The organism is Aeromonas rivuli (assembly GCF_020149575.1).
In the GTDB taxonomy this organism is placed as follows: Bacteria; Pseudomonadota; Gammaproteobacteria; order Enterobacterales; family Aeromonadaceae; genus Aeromonas; species Aeromonas rivuli.
This window is the reverse complement of sequence record NZ_CP079742.1, coordinates 3314933-3336071: the sequence shown is the minus strand read 5'-3', so window position 1 is coordinate 3336071 and position 21139 is coordinate 3314933. Positions and strand designations below refer to the sequence as shown.

The 21139-nt window shown below is 58.9% G+C and carries 15 protein-coding genes, 9 tRNA genes and 1 pseudogene; 9 read left to right on the top strand and 16 right to left on the bottom strand.

The window, feature by feature from the left end; genetic code table 11:
* The first annotated feature begins 329 nt into the window (after positions 1–329).
* The 5 genes from KYK33_RS15350 to KYK33_RS15330 all read left to right on the top strand — a co-directional run bounded on the left by KYK33_RS15350 (position 330) and on the right by KYK33_RS15330 (position 6506).
* On the top strand, positions 330–911 hold the full coding sequence (locus KYK33_RS15350; protein WP_224431089.1) for an aminodeoxychorismate synthase component II: 582 nt from the start codon (positions 330–332) through the stop codon (positions 909–911).
* A 481-nt stretch (positions 912–1392) separates the two neighbouring features.
* Positions 1393–2610: an aspartate aminotransferase family protein gene (locus KYK33_RS15345; RefSeq protein WP_042040841.1), complete on the top strand. Its 1218-nt coding sequence runs from the start codon at positions 1393–1395 to the stop codon at positions 2608–2610.
* A gap of 76 nt (positions 2611–2686) precedes the next feature.
* Positions 2687–3706, top strand: a complete 1020-nt coding sequence (gene astA / locus KYK33_RS15340) for an arginine N-succinyltransferase (protein ID WP_224431088.1) — start codon at positions 2687–2689, stop codon at positions 3704–3706.
* A gap of 104 nt (positions 3707–3810) precedes the next feature.
* Positions 3811–5280, top strand: coding sequence for a succinylglutamate-semialdehyde dehydrogenase (gene astD / locus KYK33_RS15335; RefSeq protein WP_224431087.1), 1470 nt, complete (start codon positions 3811–3813; stop codon positions 5278–5280).
* Positions 5281–5708: 428 nt separating this feature from the next.
* The gene (locus KYK33_RS15330; protein ID WP_224431086.1) at positions 5709–6506 is read left to right on the top strand and encodes a DUF1338 domain-containing protein; all 798 of its coding nucleotides are present in this window, start codon (positions 5709–5711) and stop codon (positions 6504–6506) included.
* Between the two features lie 224 nt (positions 6507–6730).
* On the opposite strand, the gene KYK33_RS15325 is transcribed toward KYK33_RS15330, so the two are convergent.
* Together KYK33_RS15325 and KYK33_RS15320 are read right to left on the bottom strand one after the other, a co-directional pair.
* Positions 6731–7621 (bottom strand): glycosyltransferase, encoded by an 891-nt coding sequence (locus KYK33_RS15325; RefSeq protein ID WP_224431085.1) that lies wholly within the window; start codon positions 7619–7621, stop codon positions 6731–6733.
* A 221-nt stretch (positions 7622–7842) separates the two neighbouring features.
* Positions 7843–8424, bottom strand: a complete 582-nt coding sequence (locus KYK33_RS15320; RefSeq protein ID WP_224431084.1) for an HAD family hydrolase — start codon at positions 8422–8424, stop codon at positions 7843–7845.
* A gap of 253 nt (positions 8425–8677) precedes the next feature.
* Between KYK33_RS15320 and KYK33_RS15315 the strand changes: the two genes are divergently transcribed.
* Both KYK33_RS15315 and KYK33_RS15310 read left to right on the top strand, forming a co-directional pair.
* On the top strand, positions 8678–10048 hold the full coding sequence (locus tag KYK33_RS15315; RefSeq protein WP_224431083.1) for an MDR family MFS transporter: 1371 nt from the start codon (positions 8678–8680) through the stop codon (positions 10046–10048).
* 126 nt (positions 10049–10174) lie between these two features.
* The gene (locus tag KYK33_RS15310) at positions 10175–12007 is read left to right on the top strand and encodes an SLC13 family permease (protein WP_224431082.1); all 1833 of its coding nucleotides are present in this window, start codon (positions 10175–10177) and stop codon (positions 12005–12007) included.
* Positions 12008–12221: 214 nt separating this feature from the next.
* Here KYK33_RS15310 and KYK33_RS15305 read toward each other — a convergent pair.
* The 14 genes and pseudogenes from KYK33_RS15305 to lolB form a co-directional block, all read right to left on the bottom strand.
* A tRNA-Leu gene (locus tag KYK33_RS15305) sits at positions 12222–12305 on the bottom strand.
* Between the two features lie 8 nt (positions 12306–12313).
* Positions 12314–12390 (bottom strand) — tRNA-Met (locus tag KYK33_RS15300).
* A 133-nt stretch (positions 12391–12523) separates the two neighbouring features.
* Positions 12524–12598, bottom strand: a tRNA-Gln gene (locus KYK33_RS15295).
* 152 nt (positions 12599–12750) lie between these two features.
* Positions 12751–12825 (bottom strand) — tRNA-Gln (locus tag KYK33_RS15290).
* Between the two features lie 14 nt (positions 12826–12839).
* Positions 12840–12916 (bottom strand) — tRNA-Met (locus tag KYK33_RS15285).
* Positions 12917–13246: 330 nt separating this feature from the next.
* A tRNA-Gln gene (locus tag KYK33_RS15280) sits at positions 13247–13321 on the bottom strand.
* Between the two features lie 142 nt (positions 13322–13463).
* Positions 13464–13538, bottom strand: a tRNA-Gln gene (locus KYK33_RS15275).
* Between the two features lie 14 nt (positions 13539–13552).
* Positions 13553–13629: transfer RNA gene (locus tag KYK33_RS15270), tRNA-Met, on the bottom strand.
* Between the two features lie 236 nt (positions 13630–13865).
* Positions 13866–14957: a redox-regulated ATPase YchF gene (ychF, locus tag KYK33_RS15265; RefSeq protein WP_042040836.1), complete on the bottom strand. Its 1092-nt coding sequence runs from the start codon at positions 14955–14957 to the stop codon at positions 13866–13868.
* 134 nt (positions 14958–15091) lie between these two features.
* On the bottom strand, positions 15092–15688 hold the full coding sequence (pth, locus tag KYK33_RS15260) for an aminoacyl-tRNA hydrolase (RefSeq protein WP_224431081.1): 597 nt from the start codon (positions 15686–15688) through the stop codon (positions 15092–15094).
* Between the two features lie 223 nt (positions 15689–15911).
* Positions 15912–16859 carry a ribose-phosphate pyrophosphokinase gene (locus KYK33_RS15255; protein ID WP_005907893.1) on the bottom strand — a complete coding sequence of 316 codons (948 nt, stop codon included), beginning with the start codon at positions 16857–16859 and terminating at the stop codon, positions 15912–15914.
* A gap of 217 nt (positions 16860–17076) precedes the next feature.
* Positions 17077–17151 (bottom strand) — tRNA-Gln (locus KYK33_RS15250).
* Positions 17131–18001 (bottom strand): annotated as a pseudogene (ispE, locus tag KYK33_RS15245) (4-(cytidine 5'-diphospho)-2-C-methyl-D-erythritol kinase). The gene KYK33_RS15250 and the pseudogene ispE overlap by 21 nt, the downstream one beginning before the upstream one ends.
* Positions 17998–18576, bottom strand: coding sequence for a lipoprotein insertase outer membrane protein LolB (gene lolB, locus KYK33_RS15240; RefSeq protein ID WP_224431079.1), 579 nt, complete (start codon positions 18574–18576; stop codon positions 17998–18000). Before lolB ends, ispE begins: the two are co-directional and overlap by 4 nt.
* Positions 18577–18704: 128 nt before the next feature.
* Here lolB and hemA point away from each other — a divergent pair, with 128 nt between their 5' ends.
* Together hemA and prfA are read left to right on the top strand one after the other, a co-directional pair.
* Entirely contained in the window at positions 18705–19961 is a 1257-nt protein-coding gene (hemA, locus tag KYK33_RS15235) for a glutamyl-tRNA reductase (protein WP_042040832.1), read from the top strand.
* A 51-nt stretch (positions 19962–20012) separates the two neighbouring features.
* Positions 20013–21101: a peptide chain release factor 1 gene (prfA, locus tag KYK33_RS15230; RefSeq protein ID WP_224431078.1), complete on the top strand. Its 1089-nt coding sequence runs from the start codon at positions 20013–20015 to the stop codon at positions 21099–21101.
* Positions 21102–21139 lie beyond the last annotated feature (38 nt).

Genomic DNA, 21139 nt, shown 5'->3' with positions numbered 1-21139 from the left:
TTATTTTAACGCGGTGAGCGAGGGTGGCGGCAGGAGCGGGATCGCGGTGTTGTATCGAGAGCCCTCTTAGCAGGGGCGACAGTGTGAGGGGCTGGGAGGAGGGGCATAGCGCACCTGATATGAAGGAGGCTGAGTGGGTCTTCTTCAATGGGGGGGGTCCGTATTGTCTGGCGCGAGCCGAAGATGGCATTGATGGGCGAGGGTGGCCCCAGCCACGGGTATCCGGTGGCAGGCGTTTATTAACCGGGGCAGACGTGCCAGAATGCGCGACTCGCCAGCCAACGAGCAGGCGAGTTACCCTAGCCTCGATCTCAATCCTGGGTGTTTGCATGCTGCTACTCATCGATAACTACGACTCCTTTACCTGGAACCTGGTGCAGTACTTCGGTGCGCTGGGGGAGAAGGTGGTGGTCAAACGCAACGATGAATTGACCCTGGCGGACATTGAAGCCATGGCCCCCGATCGCCTGGTGATCTCCCCTGGTCCCTGTACCCCCAATGAGGCGGGTATCTCCCTGGCCGCCATCGCACATTTCGCCGGTCGATTGCCTATTCTCGGGGTCTGTCTCGGCCATCAATCCCTGGCTCAGGTGTTTGGCGCCGAGGTGGTGCGGGCCAGGCGGGTGATGCATGGCAAGACGTCTCTCATCCGCCATCAGGGGGAGGGGGTGTTCGCGGGGCTCAACAATCCGCTGCGTGTGACCCGCTACCACTCACTCGTGGTCAAGGCGCAGACCCTGCCGGACTGCCTGGCGGTGACCGCCTGGAGCGAGCACGAGGATGGCAGCGTCGATGAGATCATGGGGCTGCGCCACAAGACACTGGCGGTGGAGGGGGTGCAGTTTCACCCGGAGAGCGTCCTGAGTGAGCAAGGTCATGAGCTGCTTGCCAATTTTCTGGCTCGGCGCTGAGCCATCCCTACCCAATTTTTCACTGCTTTTTCCTCTTTACCCGCATCATCTGCTGATGAACGGCCTCGGTTCCCATCCATGGCAGCGCGGCGCCGATCGGCAGCATAAAAGCCTGTCTCAGCGGTAAAGCAGGGTTTCGTTCGACTAGACTTATTCCCCTTTCCCACCCCGGGATCCGGGGGGATTTCGCCCTGCTCCGGCTCAAAAACGTGATGAAAATCCCATTTCCATGGGATGGGCGAAATTTTTTTCTCTGACGGTTTATTCACCCCCGCACCAGTCGAAATTATCTCTTGCCAACAGCCTCTGAGCCGTTATGCAATGGGGCTGCCTAAAATCTCACGGGCAATCGAAGATTGTTCCTTGTAGGCCGTCAAGTTACAGACTTTTTACTTTTTTTCTGTGACAATACCGTCACGTTTACACGGATTTAACTTTTAGGCGGTGGATTATTCTGTCGCCATCTGGAAGGAGAGCAAGTATGTCAGAGTTGTTGGCAGTGACACGTGAAGTGTTCGATGAAGTGATGGTTCCCAACTATGCGCCCGCCAATGTCATCCCGGTGCGTGGTGAAGGGTCACGTGTCTGGGATCAGGCTGGACGTGAGTATGTGGATTTCGCCGGCGGTATTGCGGTCAATGGCCTGGGCCATTGTCATCCCAAGCTGGTCGAAGCCCTGAAGACTCAGGGTGAGAAGCTGTGGCATCTCTCCAACGTCATGACCAATGAGCCGGCCCTGCGTCTGGCCAAGAAGCTGGTCGCCGCCACCTTCGCCGACAAGGTCTATTTCTGCAACTCCGGCGCCGAAGCGAACGAAGCGGCCCTCAAGCTGGCCCGTCGTTATGCCATCGACAAGTTCGGGGCCCACAAGACCCAGATCATCGCCTTCCACCAGGGATTCCACGGTCGCACCTTCTTCACCGTGAGCGTCGGTGGTCAAGCCGCTTATTCTGACGGTTTCGGCCCCAAGCCTGCCGACATCACTCACGTGACCTACAACAACCTGGCCGAGCTGGCCGCCGTCATCTCCGACAATACCTGCGCCGTGGTGATGGAGCCGCTGCAAGGGGAAGGCGGCATCATTCGTCCCACCGACGAATTTGCCAAGGGTGTGCGCGAGCTGTGTGACAAGCACAATGCCTTGCTGGTCTATGACGAGGTGCAATCTGGCGTCGGTCGCACCGGCGAGCTGTTTGCCTACATGGGTCTGGGCGTCACGCCGGACATCCTCACCAGCGCCAAGGCGCTCGGCGGCGGTTTCCCCATCGGTGCCATGCTGACCACCACAGAGATAGCCGCTCACCTGAAAGTGGGTACTCACGGCTCGACTTACGGCGGTAATCCGCTGGCGTGCGCCGTGGCCGAGGCGGTGATCGATGTGGTCAATACGCCAGCCGTGCTGGCAGGGGTCAAGCAGCGCGAAGCCCTGTTCCGCGCCGGTATCGAAGCCATCAACGCCAAGTATCACTGCTTCAGTGAAGTGCGTGGCCAGGGCCTGCTGCTCGGCGCCGTATTGAACGATGACTTCAAGGGCCGCTCCCGTGACTTCTTGCTGGCCTCCATCGATCAGGGGCTGATGGCCCTGGTGGCCGGCACCAACGTAGTGCGTTTTGCCCCCTCCCTGGTGATCCCGGAAGCGGACATCCAGGAAGGCCTGGCTCGCTTCGAGCTGGCCGTGGCTCAGGTCGTTAACGCCTGATCCCGAATTGAGGTGGGGAGCCCTCCCGGCAGGAGCCGGGACCCCACCTGTCGTCAATGAAAGGGAGTTGTCATCTATGTTGTTAATCCGTCCTATCGAACAGAAAGATTTTGCCGGTCTCAAGACCTGCGCCATCGAATCCGGTACTGGCATGACCTCCTTGCCGGTCAACGATGAGCTGCTACAGCGCAAAATCGACGCCTCCACCCAGACTTTTTCGGACAAACCCGCGGGAAAGGGCGACTGCCTCTATTTCTTCGTGGCCGAGGATCTGGACACCGGGGACATGGTCGGCACCTGCGCCATCGATGCGGCCGTGGGTCTGTCCCAGCCGTTTTATAACTACCATATCGGCAAGGTGGTGCACTCATCCCCCAAACTCGGCATCTATAACGTGGTCGAGACGCTGACCCTGTCCAATGACTACACAGGTAACTCTGAGCTGTGCACCCTGTTCTTGCGCGAATGCGCTCGCGAGGGACTCAATGGTCGGCTGCTCTCCAAGCACCGTTTCCTGTTCATGGCCGAGCACCCCGAGCTGTTTGATAAAACCGTGTTCGCCGAGATGCGCGGTGTCTCCGATGAGAACGGTCATAGCCCCTTCTATGAGTGGCTGCAAAAGCACTTCTTCTCGATGGATTTCCCCACCGTCGACTATCTCACCGGGATTGGTAAGAAGCGCTTCATCGCCGAGCTGATGCCCAAGTACCCCATCTACGTCAATCTGCTCAGCAATGAGGCGCGGGCCGTGATCGGCAAAACCCACGACAAGACCCGGCCTGCCATCAAGATGCTGCAGGATGAAGGTTTCGTGAATCGCGGCTATGTCGACATCTTCGATGCCGGTCCCACGGTCGAGTGCGACGTGAACAACATTCGCAGCATCCGCCGCAGCAAGCGGCTGACCGTGGTGGTGGGCGAGCCCCTGGGCGGCCACACCTATCTGCTGTGCAACACCCGCTTCGAACAATACCGTGCCTGCCTTGGCAATATCCGGGTCGATCTGGACAAGCAGGAGGCCATAGTGCCCCCCAAGATGGCCGCGGCCCTCAAGGTGGAGAATGGCGATCAGGTCAGGGTCGTGGATCTGGACTGACAACATGGGGACAGTGCGATCCATTGTCCCCTTGAACATGATGAGCTGGCGGCCCGCATTGGGCGGCCAGGCAGGCGAGAGCCAAGCAACAAGGGATATGAGCAATGAGCGAATTAGTACAGCTGATCAATGGCAACTGGCTGGCGGGCGAGGGCAAGGCGTTCGAGTCGACAGATCCGGCCAAGAACCAGGTGATCTGGGGTGGGCAAGCGGCTAGTGCCGCTCAGGTCGATGCCGCCGTCAAGGCTGCGCGCTCCGCCTTCTATCACTGGGCGGATCTCTCCTTGACGGCGCGCAGTGCCATCATCAGCCGTTATGGGGAATTGCTCGGCGAGCACAAGGAAGCGCTGGCGCTCACCATAGCCCGGGAAACCGGCAAGCCGCTGTGGGAGACCCGTACCGAGGTCGCCGCCATGCAGGGCAAGATTGCCATCTCCATCCGCGCCCATGAGGAGCGTACCGGCACGGTCGAAAATCCCATGCCTGGTGCCAAGGCATTCGTGCGCCACAAACCCCATGGTGTGGTTGCGGTGTTCGGCCCCTATAACTTCCCGGGTCATCTGCCCAACGGCCACATAGTGCCTGCACTCATCGCCGGCAATACCGTGGTATTCAAACCCTCGGAGCTGACCCCCATGGTGGCCGAGGCCATGCTCAAGATCTGGCAGGAGGCGGGTCTGCCTGCCGGTGTCATCAATCTGGTGCAAGGAGAGGTCGATACCGGCAAGGCCCTGGCGAGTCATGGGGACATCGATGGTCTCTTCTTCACCGGCTCGTCCCGTACCGGTCACTTCCTGCATCAGCAATTTGCCGGCCAACCGGGCAAGATCCTGGCGCTGGAGATGGGGGGAAACAACCCGCTCATCGTCAAGGACGTGAGCGATGTGGACGGCGCCGTGCACGCCATCGTCCAGTCCGCCTTCATCACCTCTGGCCAGCGCTGCACCTGCTCCCGCCGTCTGTTCGTGGAACAGGGGCCAGCCGGAGATGCACTGTTGGCACGCCTCATCGAGGTGGTCGGCAAGATAAAGGTGGGTCATTACGATGATGCGGATCAACCCTTCATGGGGGCGATGATCAGCGAACGCGCGGCGCTGGGCATGGTCGAGGCCCAGGCCAAGTTGCAATCCCTGGGTGGCAAGAGCCTGCTCGTGCTCAAGCATCTGGAGCCGGGCACCGGTTTTGTCTCCCCTGGCATCATCGACATCACTGCCGCACAAGGATTGCCGGATGAGGAGTACTTCGGCCCCCTGCTGCAGGTGACTCGTTACCAGGATTTCGATGCCGCCATCGATCTGGGCAATGCCACCAGCTTCGGGCTCTCGGCTGGTCTGCTCGGGGACAACGAAGCGGACTGGAACCACTTCTTCAAACGCATTCGGGCCGGTATCGTCAACTGGAACAAGCCCATCACCGGAGCCTCCAGTGCCGCGCCGTTCGGCGGCATCGGTGCCTCCGGCAATCACAGAGCGAGTGCCTACTACGCCGCCGACTACTGTGCTTATCCGGTCGCCTCGGTGGAAGACAGCAAGGCAGCCATGCCGGAGCAGCTGTCGCCCGGCCTGACGTTCTAGGAAAGAGGCAGAAATGAGCAGGCAGGTGCTGGCCGACTACTGTCCCCATTGCCCGGTCGCCTCGGTGGAAGACAGTAAGGCCGCCATGCCGGAGCAGCTGTCGCCCGGCCTGACGTTCTAGGAAAGAGGCAGAAATGAACAGGCAGGTGCTGGCCGACTACTGTCCCCATTGCCCGGTTGCCTCGGTGGAAGACAGCAAGGCCGCCATGCCGGAGCAGCTGTCGCCCGGCCTGACGTTCTAGGAAAGAGGCAGAAATGAACAGTCAGGTGCTGGCCGACTACTGTCCCCATTGCCCGGTTGCCTCGGTGGAAGACAGCAAGGCAGCCATGCCAGAGCAGCTGTCGCCCGGCCTGACGTTCTGACAACCCAACCATAAAAGGGCAGCTCAGGCTGCCCTTGTCTGACCCCGCAAGCAAAGGAAAGAGAGATGCAAAAGGATATCGAAACCCTGTTCGGTCATCTGTGGGATAACTACATTCAAGTCACCCCGAGTGCCCTCAAGGTCCACCAGTTACTGGGTGGTGGTGCCCCCATCGTCAACGACCATGTGGCGTTTCGCACCTTCAACCTGCCCCAGATCGGCCTCGAGACCTTGGCCGCTCATTTTCGGGCGCTGGGTTATGAGGAGAGAGATGAGTATGTGTTCAAGGCCAAGAAACTCTATGCCAAGCACTTCGAGCATGCGGATCCGGATGCTCCCAAGGTGTTTATCAGCGAGCTGAAGGTGGAGGAGCTCTCCGAGGGCGCTCAGGCCATCATTCACAAGCTGGTTGCCCAGGTGCCAACCCATCTGACCGACACCAGCGCCTTCCTCCATGCGGGGGCACCCTGGCAGGTCTCGGGGGCCGACTACCAGACCCTGCTTGCCGAGAGCGAGTACGCGGCCTGGATGGCGGCATGGGGCTATCGCGCCAACCACTTCACCGTCAGCATCAATCGTCTGGCCGAGTTTGACACCATAGAGGCGGTCAACGAGACGCTGAAAGCGGCGGGGTTCGTGCTCAATACTGCCGGGGGCGAGGTGAAGGGGGATCCCCAGGTGATGCTGGAGCAATCTTCCACCATGGCGGACAAGGCCTGCGTGCCTTTCAGCGACGGGGTTCAACAGATCCCGAGCTGCTTCTACGAGTTTGCCCTGCGCTACCCGCGGGTCGACGGCACCCTCTACCCGGGCTTCGTCGAGGCCTCTGCCGACAAGATCTTCGAATCCACCAATAGCATGTAACTGTGGGGGGAGATTGAGGTCAGCTTTCGGTCATTCGTATTGCAACGCCTCCGGTTGGGAGGCGTTTGTCATTTATATCGGGCAGTGACGGGTATTGGCTGGGGTTATTGGCAAGGCATTGCCGTTTAGGGTGAATACATCATGAGCCAAGGTTTATTTCATGAAGGGTTTGGTTAATTTCCAGAGGAAAAATGCCAACGCCCTCATAGTGGTACTACGACGATTTAATCCTTCTTCCCAGATATGTTCAAACAGTACATCCAGTTTTTTGCGACCGTCTCTCTGGCGTATTCCCTCACTCGTTGCTTGCCATGCTCTACCATGTCCTGATATAGAACCGGATTGTTCTTAAGCATCATGGCCGTCTCTATAATGTCATCTTGGCTATGTGCAACAAGGTAATCCAATGGGCTATTCTTTATTGCCTTGATCGCAGGCTCGTCATCACAAATCAATACACAACCAGCCAACCAGGTATTGATGAGCTTGCTCGCTGGTTTGCGTGATAATCGATGGTCATGGTATTTTCGAAAACAGAGCACAATGTCTACATTCTGATAGTCAGTCCAGTCATTCAATTCTACTTTTAATGAAAGACCATGCGCCGCTAATTTTTCTTTGAATGCATCGCTTGCCAATTCGGGAGGGAAGCTGTCCATGCGACCAAAATAACCAATAGTCGTGATGGAACAACGCGCTTTATCTCTGGGTTTGAGGCCAGGTTGTGGCCAGTGTGAGATAAATATGCCGCCATTATTCTCCGCTGACTTTATTTGCTCGACGACATAGTCGGCCCCAAAAAAATATGGCCTGTCTGCTCGGCAGACAACAGTCAGCCCACGCCATGGTTTTACTCTCGGACTGAAATCATCATAATGAAGTAAATTAATTCTGCCTGGCAGACATTCTGTGCCAAAGCTGCACGTTATTTCATCACCATAATAGTGGTTTAAATTGATAAGTGTTTGAAATGTCCAGACGGTACACCCACTCATACAAAGGGTTTGAGGGATCTCATCGGGGTGGATGCGGGCGTTGAGCAGAGATTGGACGTTTTTACCGTATTTATCCATGGCATTCTTACGGCAAACCACATGTATCTTTACTCTTTTCATTATTCTACAACGCCATCAATGTTATCGGGGTGTGGTTTCTTTGTTGTTTTTTGCATTCTGGGTTGTAGGGTTGATATTTGGTTGAATCATCTCCACACCATAAAATAAATCAATGATTTATTTTATGGTGTTCGAATTAAAAGGGCAATGTGCGATGCCCGATGGCATTGCTGCGCGCCCCGCTATGTTATGGCAGCAAGCCAGTGAAACGGGCCGGTCTCTCAGACCCATTCAAGCATGCCCTCTGTCGCCAATATGGTTGCCATGCCCGCCGCCTTGCCAGCCTGAATGCCTATTTCGGTATCTTCAAATACCAGGCAGCGATGGGGGGCGACCCCCAGCAGCTCGGCCACCTTGAGAAAGGTGTCGGGGTTGGGTTTATGGTTTTGCACATCATCGGCGCTGATGAGGACAGGGATAAGGGCATCCAGTCCGGTATTGCGCAGTATCTGCTGCGCCTGATCCCGAGGCGCCCCCGTGCCGATGCCCATGGGGATCTTGCCATATTGTGCCCTGACCAACTCCGCCATGGCCGGGAAGAGGGTGACTTCGCCGATGTGCTGCAAATAGAGGTCGATTTTTCGACGGACGAAGGCGTCAATGTCTATGGTCACTCCCTGCTGCTCGGCCAGCATGGCGACTATCTTGCGGGTAGGGATGCCGCCATAGCTGTTCAGCAGTGCGCGATCGAAGGAGAGCTGGAACTCATCACAGGTGATCTGCCAGGCATCCAGATGCAGGGGCATGGAATCGACCAGGGTGCCGTCCATGTCGAAGATCAGGGCATCATATTGTTCAAACAAGGGGTTGGCTCCGCACGGGGGAAAGGTTCAGCCTAACATGATGCACATCGACCATGTTGGGATTAGTCTCATGCACGGCTTTCGAATATGCAGGGGGCGGATAGGGCTTGGGTGCCATCCGGCAGAAGGGAGGTCATGGCGAGGCCGCAAAGCGGTGAGGCGGGGATCCGCGAACCATGGGGCAGCCGCCGCCATAATATGGCACCATGTGAAACACCGAGCCCCCGTGGCCTACCCCTATGCGAGACCCCTGATGTCCATTTCGCCAAAAACAGTGTTCTCGAGTGTTGCCTTGGTCATTGCCCTGGGATCACTGGAGAAGAGCATTGTCACCACGCCTCTGCCCATGATTGGCGCCGATTTGAACGCCGGCTCGGCCCTGACCTGGGTGGTCACCGCCTACTTGCTTGCCGCGACAGCCGCGCTGCCGGTCTATGGCAAGCTGAGCGATCTGTTCGGCCGCCTGCGGATGCTCAACATCGGCATAGCACTCTTTCTGGCGGGTTCCCTCGCCTGCGGTTTGGCCCAGGATCTCCCTACTCTGCTGGCGGCTCGGGTGCTGCAAGGGCTGGGCGGCGGCGGCCTGATCGCACTCGCCTTCACCGTGATTGCCGACAGCATACCACCGCGGGAGGTGGGCAAGTATCAGGGCTATATCTCCATCGTCTATGCGGTCTCGAGCATCGCGGGTCCTCTGCTCGGTGGCTACTTTACCGAACAACTGAACTGGCGCTGGATCTTCTGGATCAATCTTCCCCTCGGCGCCCTGGCGCTCTGGCTGGTCAATCGCAATCTGCGCCATCTCAATGTGCGTCGCCACAGTCGCTTCGACTGGAAGGGGGCGGGACTGCTTATCACTGTGACCACCTTGTCGCTGTTGCTGCTCTCGCCGGACACGCCGCTGCCTGGTCTCTGGCTGGCCGCGGCGCTCGGCACGGCACTGTTAGTGCTCATCCTCATCGAACGGCGTGCCCATGATCCCATACTGCCTGCTCACCTGGTGCGGCTGCCCGGTTATCTGGTCGCGGTGCTGCTCTCTCTGATCGCCCAATTGCTGATGTTTGCCGTGCTGGTCTATCTGCCCTTGCAGATGCAGTGGCAGAAGGGGATGAGCGCGAGCGAGAGCGGTCAGGACATGGTGATTTTCATGGTATTCATCACCCTTGGGGCCTTCGTCGGTGGCAAGTTCATCGCCCGCACCGGCCATTACAAGCGGTTCGTGGTGGTGGGCTTTGCCCTGGCGGCGGTGGCGTTGTGGCAATTGCACTTCGATGTCTGGGTGAGGCTGGCGCTGCTGTTTGCCGGGTTGGGGCTGGGACTGACCCTGCCTGCGCTCTCCGTGGTGGTGCAAAGTGCGTTGCCAGCCCAGGATCGCGGCATCGGGATGTCGCTGTTCAACTTCGGCCGTGAGCTGGGCGGCGCCATCGGTGTCGCCGTCTGCTCGGTGCTGTTTCATGCCTCCCTGTCCACCCGCTCGGAGGGGGCATTGGATAAGCTCAGCCCGGCCGAGCTGGCGCCGGGCTTCAGTGCGACTTATATCGGCATGGCCGCCATCGCCAGCGGCGCACTGCTGCTCACCCTGCTTGCCCTCAAACGCCATGAGCTGTCGAGCCGCACCCACTAGGTCTGATCGGGATGGCGGGCTTTATTGATATGTCACAAGATGCTGCCAGGGTGACTGTGCTCTGATGGAGTCCGCTGTCGTGATGATGAGCGCGCGGCAGATGGGATAGAGAGGGAGGAGAGTTCGTTGAATTCCGAGTTGGTCTGGGTGCTCTGCCTGCTGCTGGGTGCCATCTATCTGTTCGTCAGCAACAAGGTGCGCATGGATGTGACGGCCTTGCTGGTGCTGATCCTGTTCGTGCTCAGCGGCACCTTGACCCTTAGTGAAGCGCTGGCTGGCTTCAGCGATCCCAGCGTGATCCTGATAGCGGCTCTGTTCGTGGTGGGGGAGGGGCTGGTGCGCACCGGCATCGCCTATCAGGTGGGGGATGCCCTGGTCAAGGTGGCGGGCAATAGTGAGACCCGGCTGCTGGTGCTGCTGATGGTGGCGGTCGCCGGGCTCGGCGCCGTGATGAGTTCAACCGGGGTGGTGGCTATCTTCATCCCCGTGGTGCTCAGTGTCTCGAATCGCATGGGCATACCGGCTGGAAGGCTGATGATGCCGCTCGGCTTCGCCGGCCTCATCAGCGGCATGATGACCCTGGTGGCGACGCCGCCCAACATGGTGGTCAACAGTGAACTGGTTCGCCATGGGATCCCGGGATTTGGCTTCTTCAGCTTCAGCCCCCTGGGGCTCATCATCCTGGTGCTTGGCATCGGCTATATGCTGCTGGTGCGCGGTACCCTGGCCAAGGATACGGCGCCCGGCCGCAGCAAGGGATCGCGGCGCAGCACATTGCGCGAGCTTATTCGTGACTATCGGCTGACGGGGCGGGCGCGGCGTCTGGCGATCCGGCCGGGCTCTCCCTTGATAGGCCACACCCTGGACGAGCTGCAACTGCGTGCCCGTTACGGTGCCAACGTCATCGGGGTGGAGCGCTGGCGCAAATTCCGGCGGGTCATGGTGAGCGTGTCCGGTATCTCGGAGTTTCAGGCGCGAGACGTCTTGCTCATCGACATGGCGGATCCCGAGGTGGATATCCGCACCTTCTGCAGCGAGGCCATGCTCGAGCCCATGATACTCCGAGGGGACTATTTCTCGGATCAGGCGCGGGAGGTGGGCCTGGCCGAGATCTCCCTCATTCCCGAATCCAGCCTGCTCGGCAAGAGCCTGCGGGAGACGACCTTTCGCAGTCAGTATGGGCTGAGCGTGGTGGGGCTGCGGCGCGGCAGTGAGGCGCTGGCCGGGCGGCTGGTCGATGAGCCCTTGCAACTGGGCGACAGATTGCTGCTGGCGGGCAACTGGAGTCTCATTCGCCAGCTACACGCCCATCAGCGGGATTTCTTGCTGCTGGGGCTGCCCGCCGAGGTGGACGAGATGGCCCCGGCCCGCAGCCAGGCGGCCTATGCGCTGTTCTCGCTGGGGGTCATGGTGCTGCTGATGGTGACAGATCCGGTGCCCAATGTGGTGGCTGCCCTGATAGCCTGCCTGCTGATGGGCCAGTTTCGCTGTATCGATCTGGAGAGCGCCTACAAGTCTATCCATTGGCCGACCCTGATCCTCATCGTCGGCATGTTGCCCTTTGCCCTGGCGTTGCAGAAGACAGGGGGCGTGGATCTTATTGTCGGCCTCCTGATGGAGCTGGTCGGCGACATGGGTCCCAGGGTCATGCTGGCCAGCCTGTTTGCCCTCTGTGCCCTCACCGGGCTCTTCATCTCCAACACCGCCACCGCGGTATTGATGGCTCCCATCGCCATCGGCGCGGCGCAGCAGATGGCGGTCTCTCCCTATCCCTTTGCCATGACCATTGCCATTGCGGCCTCGGCGGCCTTCATGACGCCGGTCTCGTCGCCGGTCAATACCCTGGTGCTCGGCCCTGGCGAGTATCGCTTCATCGACTTCGTGCGCGTGGGAGTGCCTTTCACCTTGCTGGTCATGGGGGTGAGCGTGGTGGCCATCCCCTGGTTCTTCCCGTTCTGAGCAGTCTTGGGTGGAATGAACGCAGGAAGATGGACAGATGCGGCCTGCGGGCCGCTTTTTATCGGCGGCATCATGAATACTGAGGCAGATCCAGTCATGAGGGACGTGGCTGTGCAGGAGAAATCAGGGATGTGAGCAGGGCGTGAAGAGGCGGGGAGCTGACCCGCGGGCACAAAAAAACCAGCCTGAGCTGGTCTGTTTGGTACTGCTGTAATGGTGCGGAAGGAGAGACTCGAACTCTCACGCCTAGGGCGCCAGAACCTAAATCTGGTGCGTCTACCAATTTCGCCACTTCCGCAAACTATATGGTGGCTATGACGGGATTCGAACCTGTGACCCTCGCATTATGAGTGCGATGCTCTAACCAACTGAGCTACATAGCCGTCTTGTATCCGACATTGTCGTGTACAAGTAAAATGGCTGGGATACCAGGCTCTGAACCTAGGTGCGTTGACGAGATAAAAACCACTCACGCTTATCACAGCACGTCATCGGCGATGCCAATGACAGTAAAAATGGCTGGGGTACTAGGATTCGAACCTAGGGATGGCGAGATCAAAACCCGCTGCCTTACCGCTTGGCGATACCCCAACAGCGCTCCTCAACAGCCGTGAGACTGGCAAAGAACTTTTAAAAATGGCTGCGGAACCAGTATTTGAACCTAGGCACATTGACGAGATCAAAATCTCTCAATGCTTTCCTCAGCTTGCTACCGACAGGTGAACATCGATAACCAGAATTAATGGCTGGGGTACTAGGATTCGAACCTAGGAATGGCGAGATCAAAACCCGCTGCCTTACCGCTTGGCGATACCCCAACTGCAACTAGAAATGGTGGCTATGACGGGATTCGAACCTGTGACCCTCGCATTATGAGTGCGATGCTCTAACCAACTGAGCTACATAGCCGTCTTGTGCCGACGTAGTCGATACAAGTAAAAATCGCTGAGATACTAGGCTCTGAACCTAGCTGCGTTGACGAGATCAAAACCTCTCACGTTTATCACAGCACGTCATCGGCGAGGCCAACGACAGTAAAAATGGCTGAGATACTAGGCTCTGAACCTAGGTGCGTTGACGAGATAAAAACCTCTCACGCTTATCGCAGCACGTCATCGGCGATGCCAATAACAGTAAAAATGGCTGAGATACTAGGCTCTGAACCTAGGAGCGTTGACGAGATCAAAACCTCTCACGCTTATCACAGCACGTCATCAGCGAGGCCAACGACAGTAAAAATGGCTGGGGTACTAGGATTCGAACCTAGGGATGGCGAGATCAAAACCCGCTGCCTTACCGCTTGGCGATACCCCAACTGCTATTCCCCATCAGCCAGCTGGCCGCTAAAGAACCTTTAACACTTGCCTTGATGCCAGTCACTCACCGGCCGCATTGACGTGTTCAGATTGTCACTGCTTTCATGGCTTGTCATCGACGATGTCAACGACTGAAATAATGGCTGGGGTACTAGGATTCGAACCTAGGAATGGCGAGATCAAAACCCGCTGCCTTACCGCTTGGCGATACCCCAACTGCAACTAGAAATGGTGGCTATGACGGGATTCGAACCTGTGACCCTCGCATTATGAGTGCGATGCTCTAACCAACTGAGCTACATAGCCAACCTAGCGTCCAGTGAGTCGTTACCTCGTCACTGTGCGGCCCGAATTATGCGTATCTGGCTTTGGGGCGTCAACCCTTTTTTTGCCAGAAAATCCGAATTTGGGTGCGTTTGACCAGATATTGCGCTCTGTCGTGCAAAAGCCCAACAATCTGGTTTTTTTAAACTCATGGCAGGGATGGCAAGGGCCTGAACCATGAGCAAAAACAGGCCAGCAAATGCTGACCTGTCATGGGGTTAGACGTTGAACAGGAAGTTCATGATATCGCCATCTTTGACGATGTAGTCTTTCCCTTCTGCGCGCATCTTGCCCGCTTCCTTGGCGCCTTGCTCACCCTTGTAGGTGATAAAATCATCAAATGCGATGGTTTGTGCGCGAATAAAGCCTTTTTCGAAGTCGGTGTGGATCTTGCCTGCCGCTTGCGGGGCGGTGGCGCCGACCGGAATGGTCCAGGCTCGCACCTCTTTCACGCCGGCGGTGAAGTAGGTCTGCAGGTTGAGCAATTCATAACCTGAGCGGATCACCCGGTTCAGGCCCGGCTCTTCAATACCCAGATCGGCCATGAACTCGGCGCGATCTTCGTCATCCAGTTCGGCAATGTCGGACTCGATGGCGCAGCAGACTACGACCACAACCGCATTCTCGGCGGCGGCGATTTCACGCACCTTGTCGAGGAAGGGGTTGTTCTCGAAGCCATCTTCCGCCACGTTGGCGATGTACATGGTGGGCTTGAGAGTCAGGAAGTTGAGGTGGCTGACGGCGGCCAGCTCCTCTTTGTCCAGCTTCATGCCGCGGATCATCTGACCCTCTTCCAGCACGGTCCGAATTTTTTCAAGGGTCTCCACTTCCAGCTTGGCATCCTTGTCGCCGCCCTTGGCGCGCTTGGACTGGCGGTGGATGGCGCGCTCGCAGGCGTCCAGATCCGACAGGGCCAGCTCGGTGTTGATCACCTCGATGTCATCGGCCGGGGAGACCTTGCCGGCGACGTGGATGATGTTTTCATCCTCGAAGCAACGCACCACGTGACCGATGGCTTCGGTTTCGCGGATGTTGGCCAGGAACTGATTGCCCAAACCTTCACCCTTGGAGGCGCCCGCGACCAGACCGGCGATGTCCACGAACTCCATGGTGGTCGGTACCACGCGCTGGGGGTTGATGATGGCCGCCAGGGCATCGAGACGGGGATCCGGCATGGGGACCACACCCGTGTTGGGCTCAATGGTGCAGAACGGGAAGTTGGCGGCTTCGATGCCGGCCTTGGTCAGCGCATTGAACAGGGTGGATTTACCTACATTGGGCAGGCCCACGATACCGCATTTAAAACCCATGGATAGTTACCTTACGTGATGGATGCTGTGAGGAGCCGCCAAGGCGGCGCCTGTCTATCTTTCTGCCCTGAACTGCGTTCATGGCCCGTATCTTGTTCACGTGGCATGAATACGCAGGTATTCATGCCACGCACTTATGCTTTTTCGGCCTTGAAGCTGTGCAGGCGGTTCATGGCCTTGGTCATATCCTGTTTGAACAGAATGTCGGTGGCACGCAGGGCTTCGTCCAGTGCGGCATCGATCAGACTCTGTTCACTGCTGGGTGCCTTGGTGAGCACGAAGCCGGCGACCAGCTCTTTGGCGCCGGGGTGGCCGATGCCGAGCCGTAACCGGAAAAATTCCTTGTTATTGCCCATCTTGGCGATGATGTCTTTGAGGCCATTGTGACCCCCATGACCGCCGCCCTGTTTGAACTTGGCGATGCCGGGGGGCAAATCCAGCTCGTCATGGGCGACCAGCATCTCTTCGGGCGCTATCTGGTAGAAACGGGCCAGGGCAGCCACCGCCTTGCCGGAGAGATTCATATAGGTGTTGGGGATGAGCAGACGCACATCCTCTCCCTCGACCAGGATACGGGCAGTGTGACCGTGGAACTTGGGCTCTTCACGCAGGCTGGCGTTGTGCCAGCGGGCCAGTTGTTCCACATACCAGGCGCCCGCATTGTGGCGGGTCTTGGCATATTCGGCACCCGGATTACCCAGACCGACGATCAATTTGATTTGGCTTGTCACGCTCAGTCTCTTCACTCGCTGCAGCCCGAAACGGTGTGCCCGGGGCAATAGGACGCAATATTCTAGCCGCCGCGTGGCGATCACTCAACCAATGCCGTCCCGGCTTGCCATTTGTTCTGCTGTCAGGGCCGTGGCTGCGGGCCCTTTGCCGCGTGCAGAAAGAGAAAAACCGCCCTGGGGCGGTTTTTCTTATCTGGCCTGCCAGCAAGCTGGCGAGCCTGCATCAATGCTCGAACATGGCAGAGATGGACTCTTCGTTGCTGATGCGGCGAATGGCCTCGGCCAGCACGGTAGAGAGGGTCAGCTGCTTGACCTTGCCGATGGCCTTCATCTCCGCGGTGAGCGGGATGGAGTCGGTGATGATCAGCTCGTCGATGACCGAGTTCTTGATGTTTTCCACGGCGGAGCCGGAGAACACAGGGTGAGTTGCGTAAGCAAATACCCGCTTGGCGCCACGCTCTTTCAGCGCTTCGGCCGCTTTGCACAGGGTGCCACCGGTATCGATCATGTCATCGACGATGATGCAGTCGCGGTCGGCGACGTCACCGATCAGGTGCATGACCTGGGAGACGTTCGGACGGGGACGACGCTTGTCGATGATGGCGATGTCGGTGTCGTCCAGCAGCTTGGCGATGGCGCGGGCACGGACTACGCCGCCGATGTCCGGGGAGACAACCACGGGGGACTCGAGGTTCTTGGATTTCATGTCTTCGAGCAGCACCGGGCTGCCGAACACGTTGTCAACCGGGACATCGAAGAAGCCCTGGATCTGCTCGGCATGCAGGTCAACGGTCAGCACGCGATCCACACCCACGCTGGACAGGAAGTCGGCGACGACCTTGGCGGTGATGGGGACACGGGCGGAGCGGACGCGGCGGTCCTGACGGGCATAACCAAAGTAGGGGATGACAGCCGTGATACGGCCAGCTGAAGCACGACGCAGTGCATCCACCATGACGATCAATTCCATCAAATTGTCGTTGGTCGGGGCACAGGTGGATTGAATGATGAAGATATCGCCACCACGTACATTCTCATTGATCTGTACGCTGATCTCGCCGTCGCTAAAGCGACCTACGGCAGCATTGCCGAGTTTGATAAACAGGCGATCTGCGATCTTCTGGGCTAGTTCCGGCGTTGCGTTACCAGCAAACAGCTTCATGTCAGGCACGGTTTGAAACCTCGGGGTTGCATCCAGTATGTGGGTGAGTCCGTAATCGAACCCATATCGTTCGCTAGCAAACGATTTAGCAAGCTGACGGGGCAGGGCAATGGGCCCGGGTCGGCAGACCAACCGAATGAACTATGCAGAGACCTTATAACAGAGGAGAGGGGGTCGAAGCCATGACGCTAGTCTGTCTTCGGTAATCCTTCCCATGCGTCAATGATGGCTGGGGTACTAGGATTCGAACCTAGGAATGGCGAGATCAAAACCCGCTGCCTTACCGCTTGGCGATACCCCAATCATTGAGTCTGTTGCAATGTCACGAAGAGTGGTGATATGTTCTCGCCCTTGGCGACAAATCCCCCCCACTCTCTCGGTACCTTGGCCAACACCTTTCGAGCACTCACTTCGTCTTCAAACTGAGCAAAGACGCAGGCTCCTGTGCCCGTCATTCTTGACGGCGCGTATTCTAGCAACCAGCCGAGCGCATTGGCAACCTCGGGGTGGCGCTTTTTCACCAGTGGCTCGCAATCGTTTTTCCAAACCCCGTCCAGCAGGCTGTTCAATGCCAATTTGGGGGTATTGCGTGGCAAGTCCGGATCCTGAAAAACCTCGGCGGTGCTGACGTGGCACTCGGGTTTGAGTACCAGGTACCAGGCTTCGGGCAGGGTGACGGGTTGCAACCGCTCGCCCACTCCTTCGGCAAAGGCGGCGCGTCCGCGCACAAACACCGGCACATCGGCGCCCAGGCTCACCCCCAGCTCGGCCAACTCATCCAGGCTCAATCCCCCTTGCCAGAGATGATTGAGGGCCACCAGGGTGGTGGCGGCATCCGATGAACCGCCGCCGATACCGCCACCCATGGGCAGTACCTTCTCCAGCCTGATATGGGCCCCCATGGGACGGCTCAACCTGGTTTGCAGCAGCCGGGCGGCACGGATGATGAGATTCTGCTCATCGGGTACGCCGGGAATGGCCGGGCTCAGGGTGAGCTGGTCGCTGTCCGGCAGCGGCTCGAATTCGAGCCAGTCAGCGTGGTTGAGGAAGATGAACAGGGTCTGCAGCTCGTGATAGCCGTCCGGGCGACGGCCATTGATGTGCAGGAACAGATTGAGTTTGGCCGGGGCAGGCCAGCGAGTCTGGCTCATGGTTGCAGGATCCACTCGTTGATCTGCAGCTTGAGGCGGCTCTGGGGGCCGGTCATGTTCAGCAAGTGGGGCAGGCGGTAGCCATTCTGATCCCGGTAGTCCTGATAATTGATCTGCCACTGGCCATCACGGACACTCGCCAGGCTGTTGTCCGGGTTGAGGTTGTAGTCGGCTTTGCCGGGCAGCCCCTTGATCCACTCGGGCAGGCCGTCGATGGGCAGATGCCAGCCGGTGAGCTGGTAGATGAGCGCCTCGGCATCCTGACTCTGGTGCAGCTTGCCCTCGTTGTCGGTCAGGCTGACCTGGCCTTGCACCCGGCTCAGCTCCAGGATGCTGGTGCCGATCAGGCTGGTGAGATTCAAGCGATAATCCTCACCGTTTTGTTGCCAGTTGAGGCGAGCGCTGCCCTTCTGCTGGGCGGTGATGATGGCCATCTTGCCCGACAGTTGCCAGTGATCGAGCCGCTCTAATCGGGTCCGTTCTTGCTGCCAATCGACTTGTTGGCGCTGGGGTTGGGTGACAGTACAACCGGCGAGCAGTAGCAGGCCGAGCAGGGGGAAAAGTCGCAAGAACAAGGTCGTGCTCCGGATAAGAGGTTTGCCACAGTATAAGGGGCGGCCGTATTGCTTTTAAAGCCTTACCCTTTCTCGTACAATTGACGGCCTTATACACCCTGTGCCCAAGAAACGATCAGCGCCCACTCATGAGTCTGCTTGCCCTCGGAATCAACCACAACACCGCCAGTGTCGCCTTGCGGGAACGGGTCGCCTTTGGCCCGGATTGCATCGACCATGCCCTGCGGGAGTTGGTGGCGCAACCCGGGGTGAGCGAGGCGGTGATCGTCTCTACCTGCAATCGCACCGAGCTCTACTGCGCCCTGGAGCAGGGCCATGGCGCCCAGGTCGCCCAGTGGCTGCAGCAGTATCACGGTCTGGATAACGCCGAGGTGGAGAAGGCCATCTACCAGCACCATGACGAGGAGGCGGTACGCCACCTGATGCGGGTCGCCTGCGGGCTCGACTCCCTGGTATTGGGAGAGCCGCAGATCCTGGGGCAGATCAAGCAATCCTACGCCCATGCCCAGCAGGCCGAGGTGCTCAAGGGCTCCCTGGAGCGCCTGTTCCAGAAGGCGTTCTCCGTGGCCAAACGGGTGCGTACCGACACCGAAATAGGCGCAAGCGCCGTGTCGGTCGCCTTCGCGGCCGTGAGTCTGGCGCGGCGTATCTTCTCGGATCTCTCCCAGACCAAGGTGCTGCTGGTCGGGGCCGGCGAAACCATCGAACTGGTCGCCCGCCATCTGCGCGAGCAGAACGTGCGTCAGATGATGGTGGCCAACCGCACCCTGCAGCGTGCTCATACCCTGGCCGAGGAGTTCGGCGCTCAGGTGATGACCCTCGAAGAGATCCCGGATTATCTGCATGAAGCGGACATCGTCATCAGCTCCACCGCCAGCCCCTTGCCCATCATCGGCAAGGGCATGGTGGAGCGGGCACTCAAGGCGCGTCGCTTCAAGCCGATGTTTCTGGTCGATATCGCCGTGCCCCGCGACATCGAGGCGCAGGTGGACGATCTTTCCGATGCCTACCTCTACACGGTCGATGACCTGCAGGGCATCATCGAGCAGAACCTGGAGACCCGCAAGCGGGCGGCCACCCAGGCCGAGGTCATCGTCCTGGAAGAGCGCGACGAGTTCATGGACTGGTATCGCTCCTTGCATGCGGTCGATCTCATCCGCGACTACCGCGCCCAGGCCCAGCAGTATGCGGAAGAGGAGCTGGCCCGTGCCCTGCAAGCCCTTGCGCAAGGGGAATCTCCCGAGGCGGCGGCGCGCGCCTTGACCCACAGACTCACCAACAAGCTGATCCATGCTCCGACCCAGGCCCTTCGTCAGGCGGGGGCGAGCGGGGATCGCGAACAGCTGATCCAGCTGCGTCAGGTCCTTGGCCTGTCAGCGGACTAACTTTGCCCGGGCAGGCCATGCCGCCCCGTCACCATTGAGATATCGGGAACTATGAATCCGTCACTGATCAGAAAGCTGGAAGGCCTCATCGAGCGCCACGAAGAAGTACAGGCCTTGCTCGGCGAGCCGGGGGTGGCCTCGGATCAGGACAGATACCGCGCCCTGACCCGGGAGTATTCCCAGCTGGAAGACATAGTGCACGCCTTCCAGCGTTTTCGCGGCGCCGAAGACGAGCTGGAAACCACCAAGCTGATGCTGGAGGACAGTGACACCGACTTGCGCGAGATGGCGCAGGAGGAGCTGCCCCTGGTCAAGGCCACGCTGGAAGAGCAAGAGCAGGCGCTGCAGGTGATGCTGTTGCCAAGGGATCCCCGGGATGACAACAACTGCTACCTGGAGATCCGCGCCGGAGCGGGCGGGGATGAAGCGGCCATCTTTGCCGGGGATCTGTTTCGCATGTACTCGCGCTTTGCTGAACGTCAGGGCTGGCGCCTCTCCATCGTCAGCTGCAACGACGGCGAACATGGGGGCTACAAGGAGGTGATCGCCAAGATTGATGGCGAGCACGTCTATGGTCGCCTCAAGTTTGAATCCGGCGGCCACCGGGTGCAGCGGGTGCCGGAGACCGAATCCCAGGGCCGGGTGCACACCTCCGCCTGTACCGTGGCGGTGCTGCCGGAAGTACCGGAAGCCGAGCAAGTCGAGATCAATGCGAACGACCTGAAGATAGATACCTTCCGCGCCTCCGGGGCCGGTGGTCAGCACGTCAACAAGACGGATTCCGCCATCCGCATCACTCACCTGCCCACCGGGCTGGTGGTGGAGTGCCAGGATGAGCGTTCCCAGCACAAGAACCGCGCCAAGGCGATGTCGGTGCTCTCCGCCCGCCTGCAGGCGGCCGAGGATGAGCGCCACCGCGCCGCCGAGCAGAGCACCCGCCGCAATCTGGTGGGCTCTGGCGATCGCTCCGAGCGTATTCGTACCTATAACTACCCCCAGGGGCGCCTCTCCGAGCACCGCATCAACCTCACCCTCTACCGGCTGGGCGACATCCTGGAGGGGGATCTGGACTGCGTCATCACGCCGCTGGTACAGGAGTATCAAGCCGATCAGCTCGCCTCCCTGGCGGACAATGGTTAATCGCCAGCAGAGGAGTGTGTATAGGATGGCAACCCAGA

What these genes read in the sequence shown, in the direction of transcription:
- KYK33_RS15325 (WP_224431085.1), bottom strand. Translation starts at nt 7,621, where the DNA reads ATGAAAAGAGTAAAGATACATGTGGTTTGCCGTAAGAATGCCATGGAT.
- KYK33_RS15315 (WP_224431083.1), top strand. Translation starts at nt 8,678, where the DNA reads ATGTCCATTTCGCCAAAAACAGTGTTCTCGAGTGTTGCCTTGGTCATT.
- astD (WP_224431087.1), top strand. Translation starts at nt 3,811, where the DNA reads ATGAGCGAATTAGTACAGCTGATCAATGGCAACTGGCTGGCGGGCGAG.
- ychF (WP_042040836.1), bottom strand. Translation starts at nt 14,957, where the DNA reads ATGGGTTTTAAATGCGGTATCGTGGGCCTGCCCAATGTAGGTAAATCC.
- KYK33_RS15330 (WP_224431086.1), top strand. Translation starts at nt 5,709, where the DNA reads ATGCAAAAGGATATCGAAACCCTGTTCGGTCATCTGTGGGATAACTAC.
- KYK33_RS15345 (WP_042040841.1), top strand. Translation starts at nt 1,393, where the DNA reads ATGTCAGAGTTGTTGGCAGTGACACGTGAAGTGTTCGATGAAGTGATG.
- prfA (WP_224431078.1), top strand. Translation starts at nt 20,013, where the DNA reads ATGAATCCGTCACTGATCAGAAAGCTGGAAGGCCTCATCGAGCGCCAC.
- KYK33_RS15350 (WP_224431089.1), top strand. Translation starts at nt 330, where the DNA reads ATGCTGCTACTCATCGATAACTACGACTCCTTTACCTGGAACCTGGTG.
- astA (WP_224431088.1), top strand. Translation starts at nt 2,687, where the DNA reads ATGTTGTTAATCCGTCCTATCGAACAGAAAGATTTTGCCGGTCTCAAG.
- hemA (WP_042040832.1), top strand. Translation starts at nt 18,705, where the DNA reads ATGAGTCTGCTTGCCCTCGGAATCAACCACAACACCGCCAGTGTCGCC.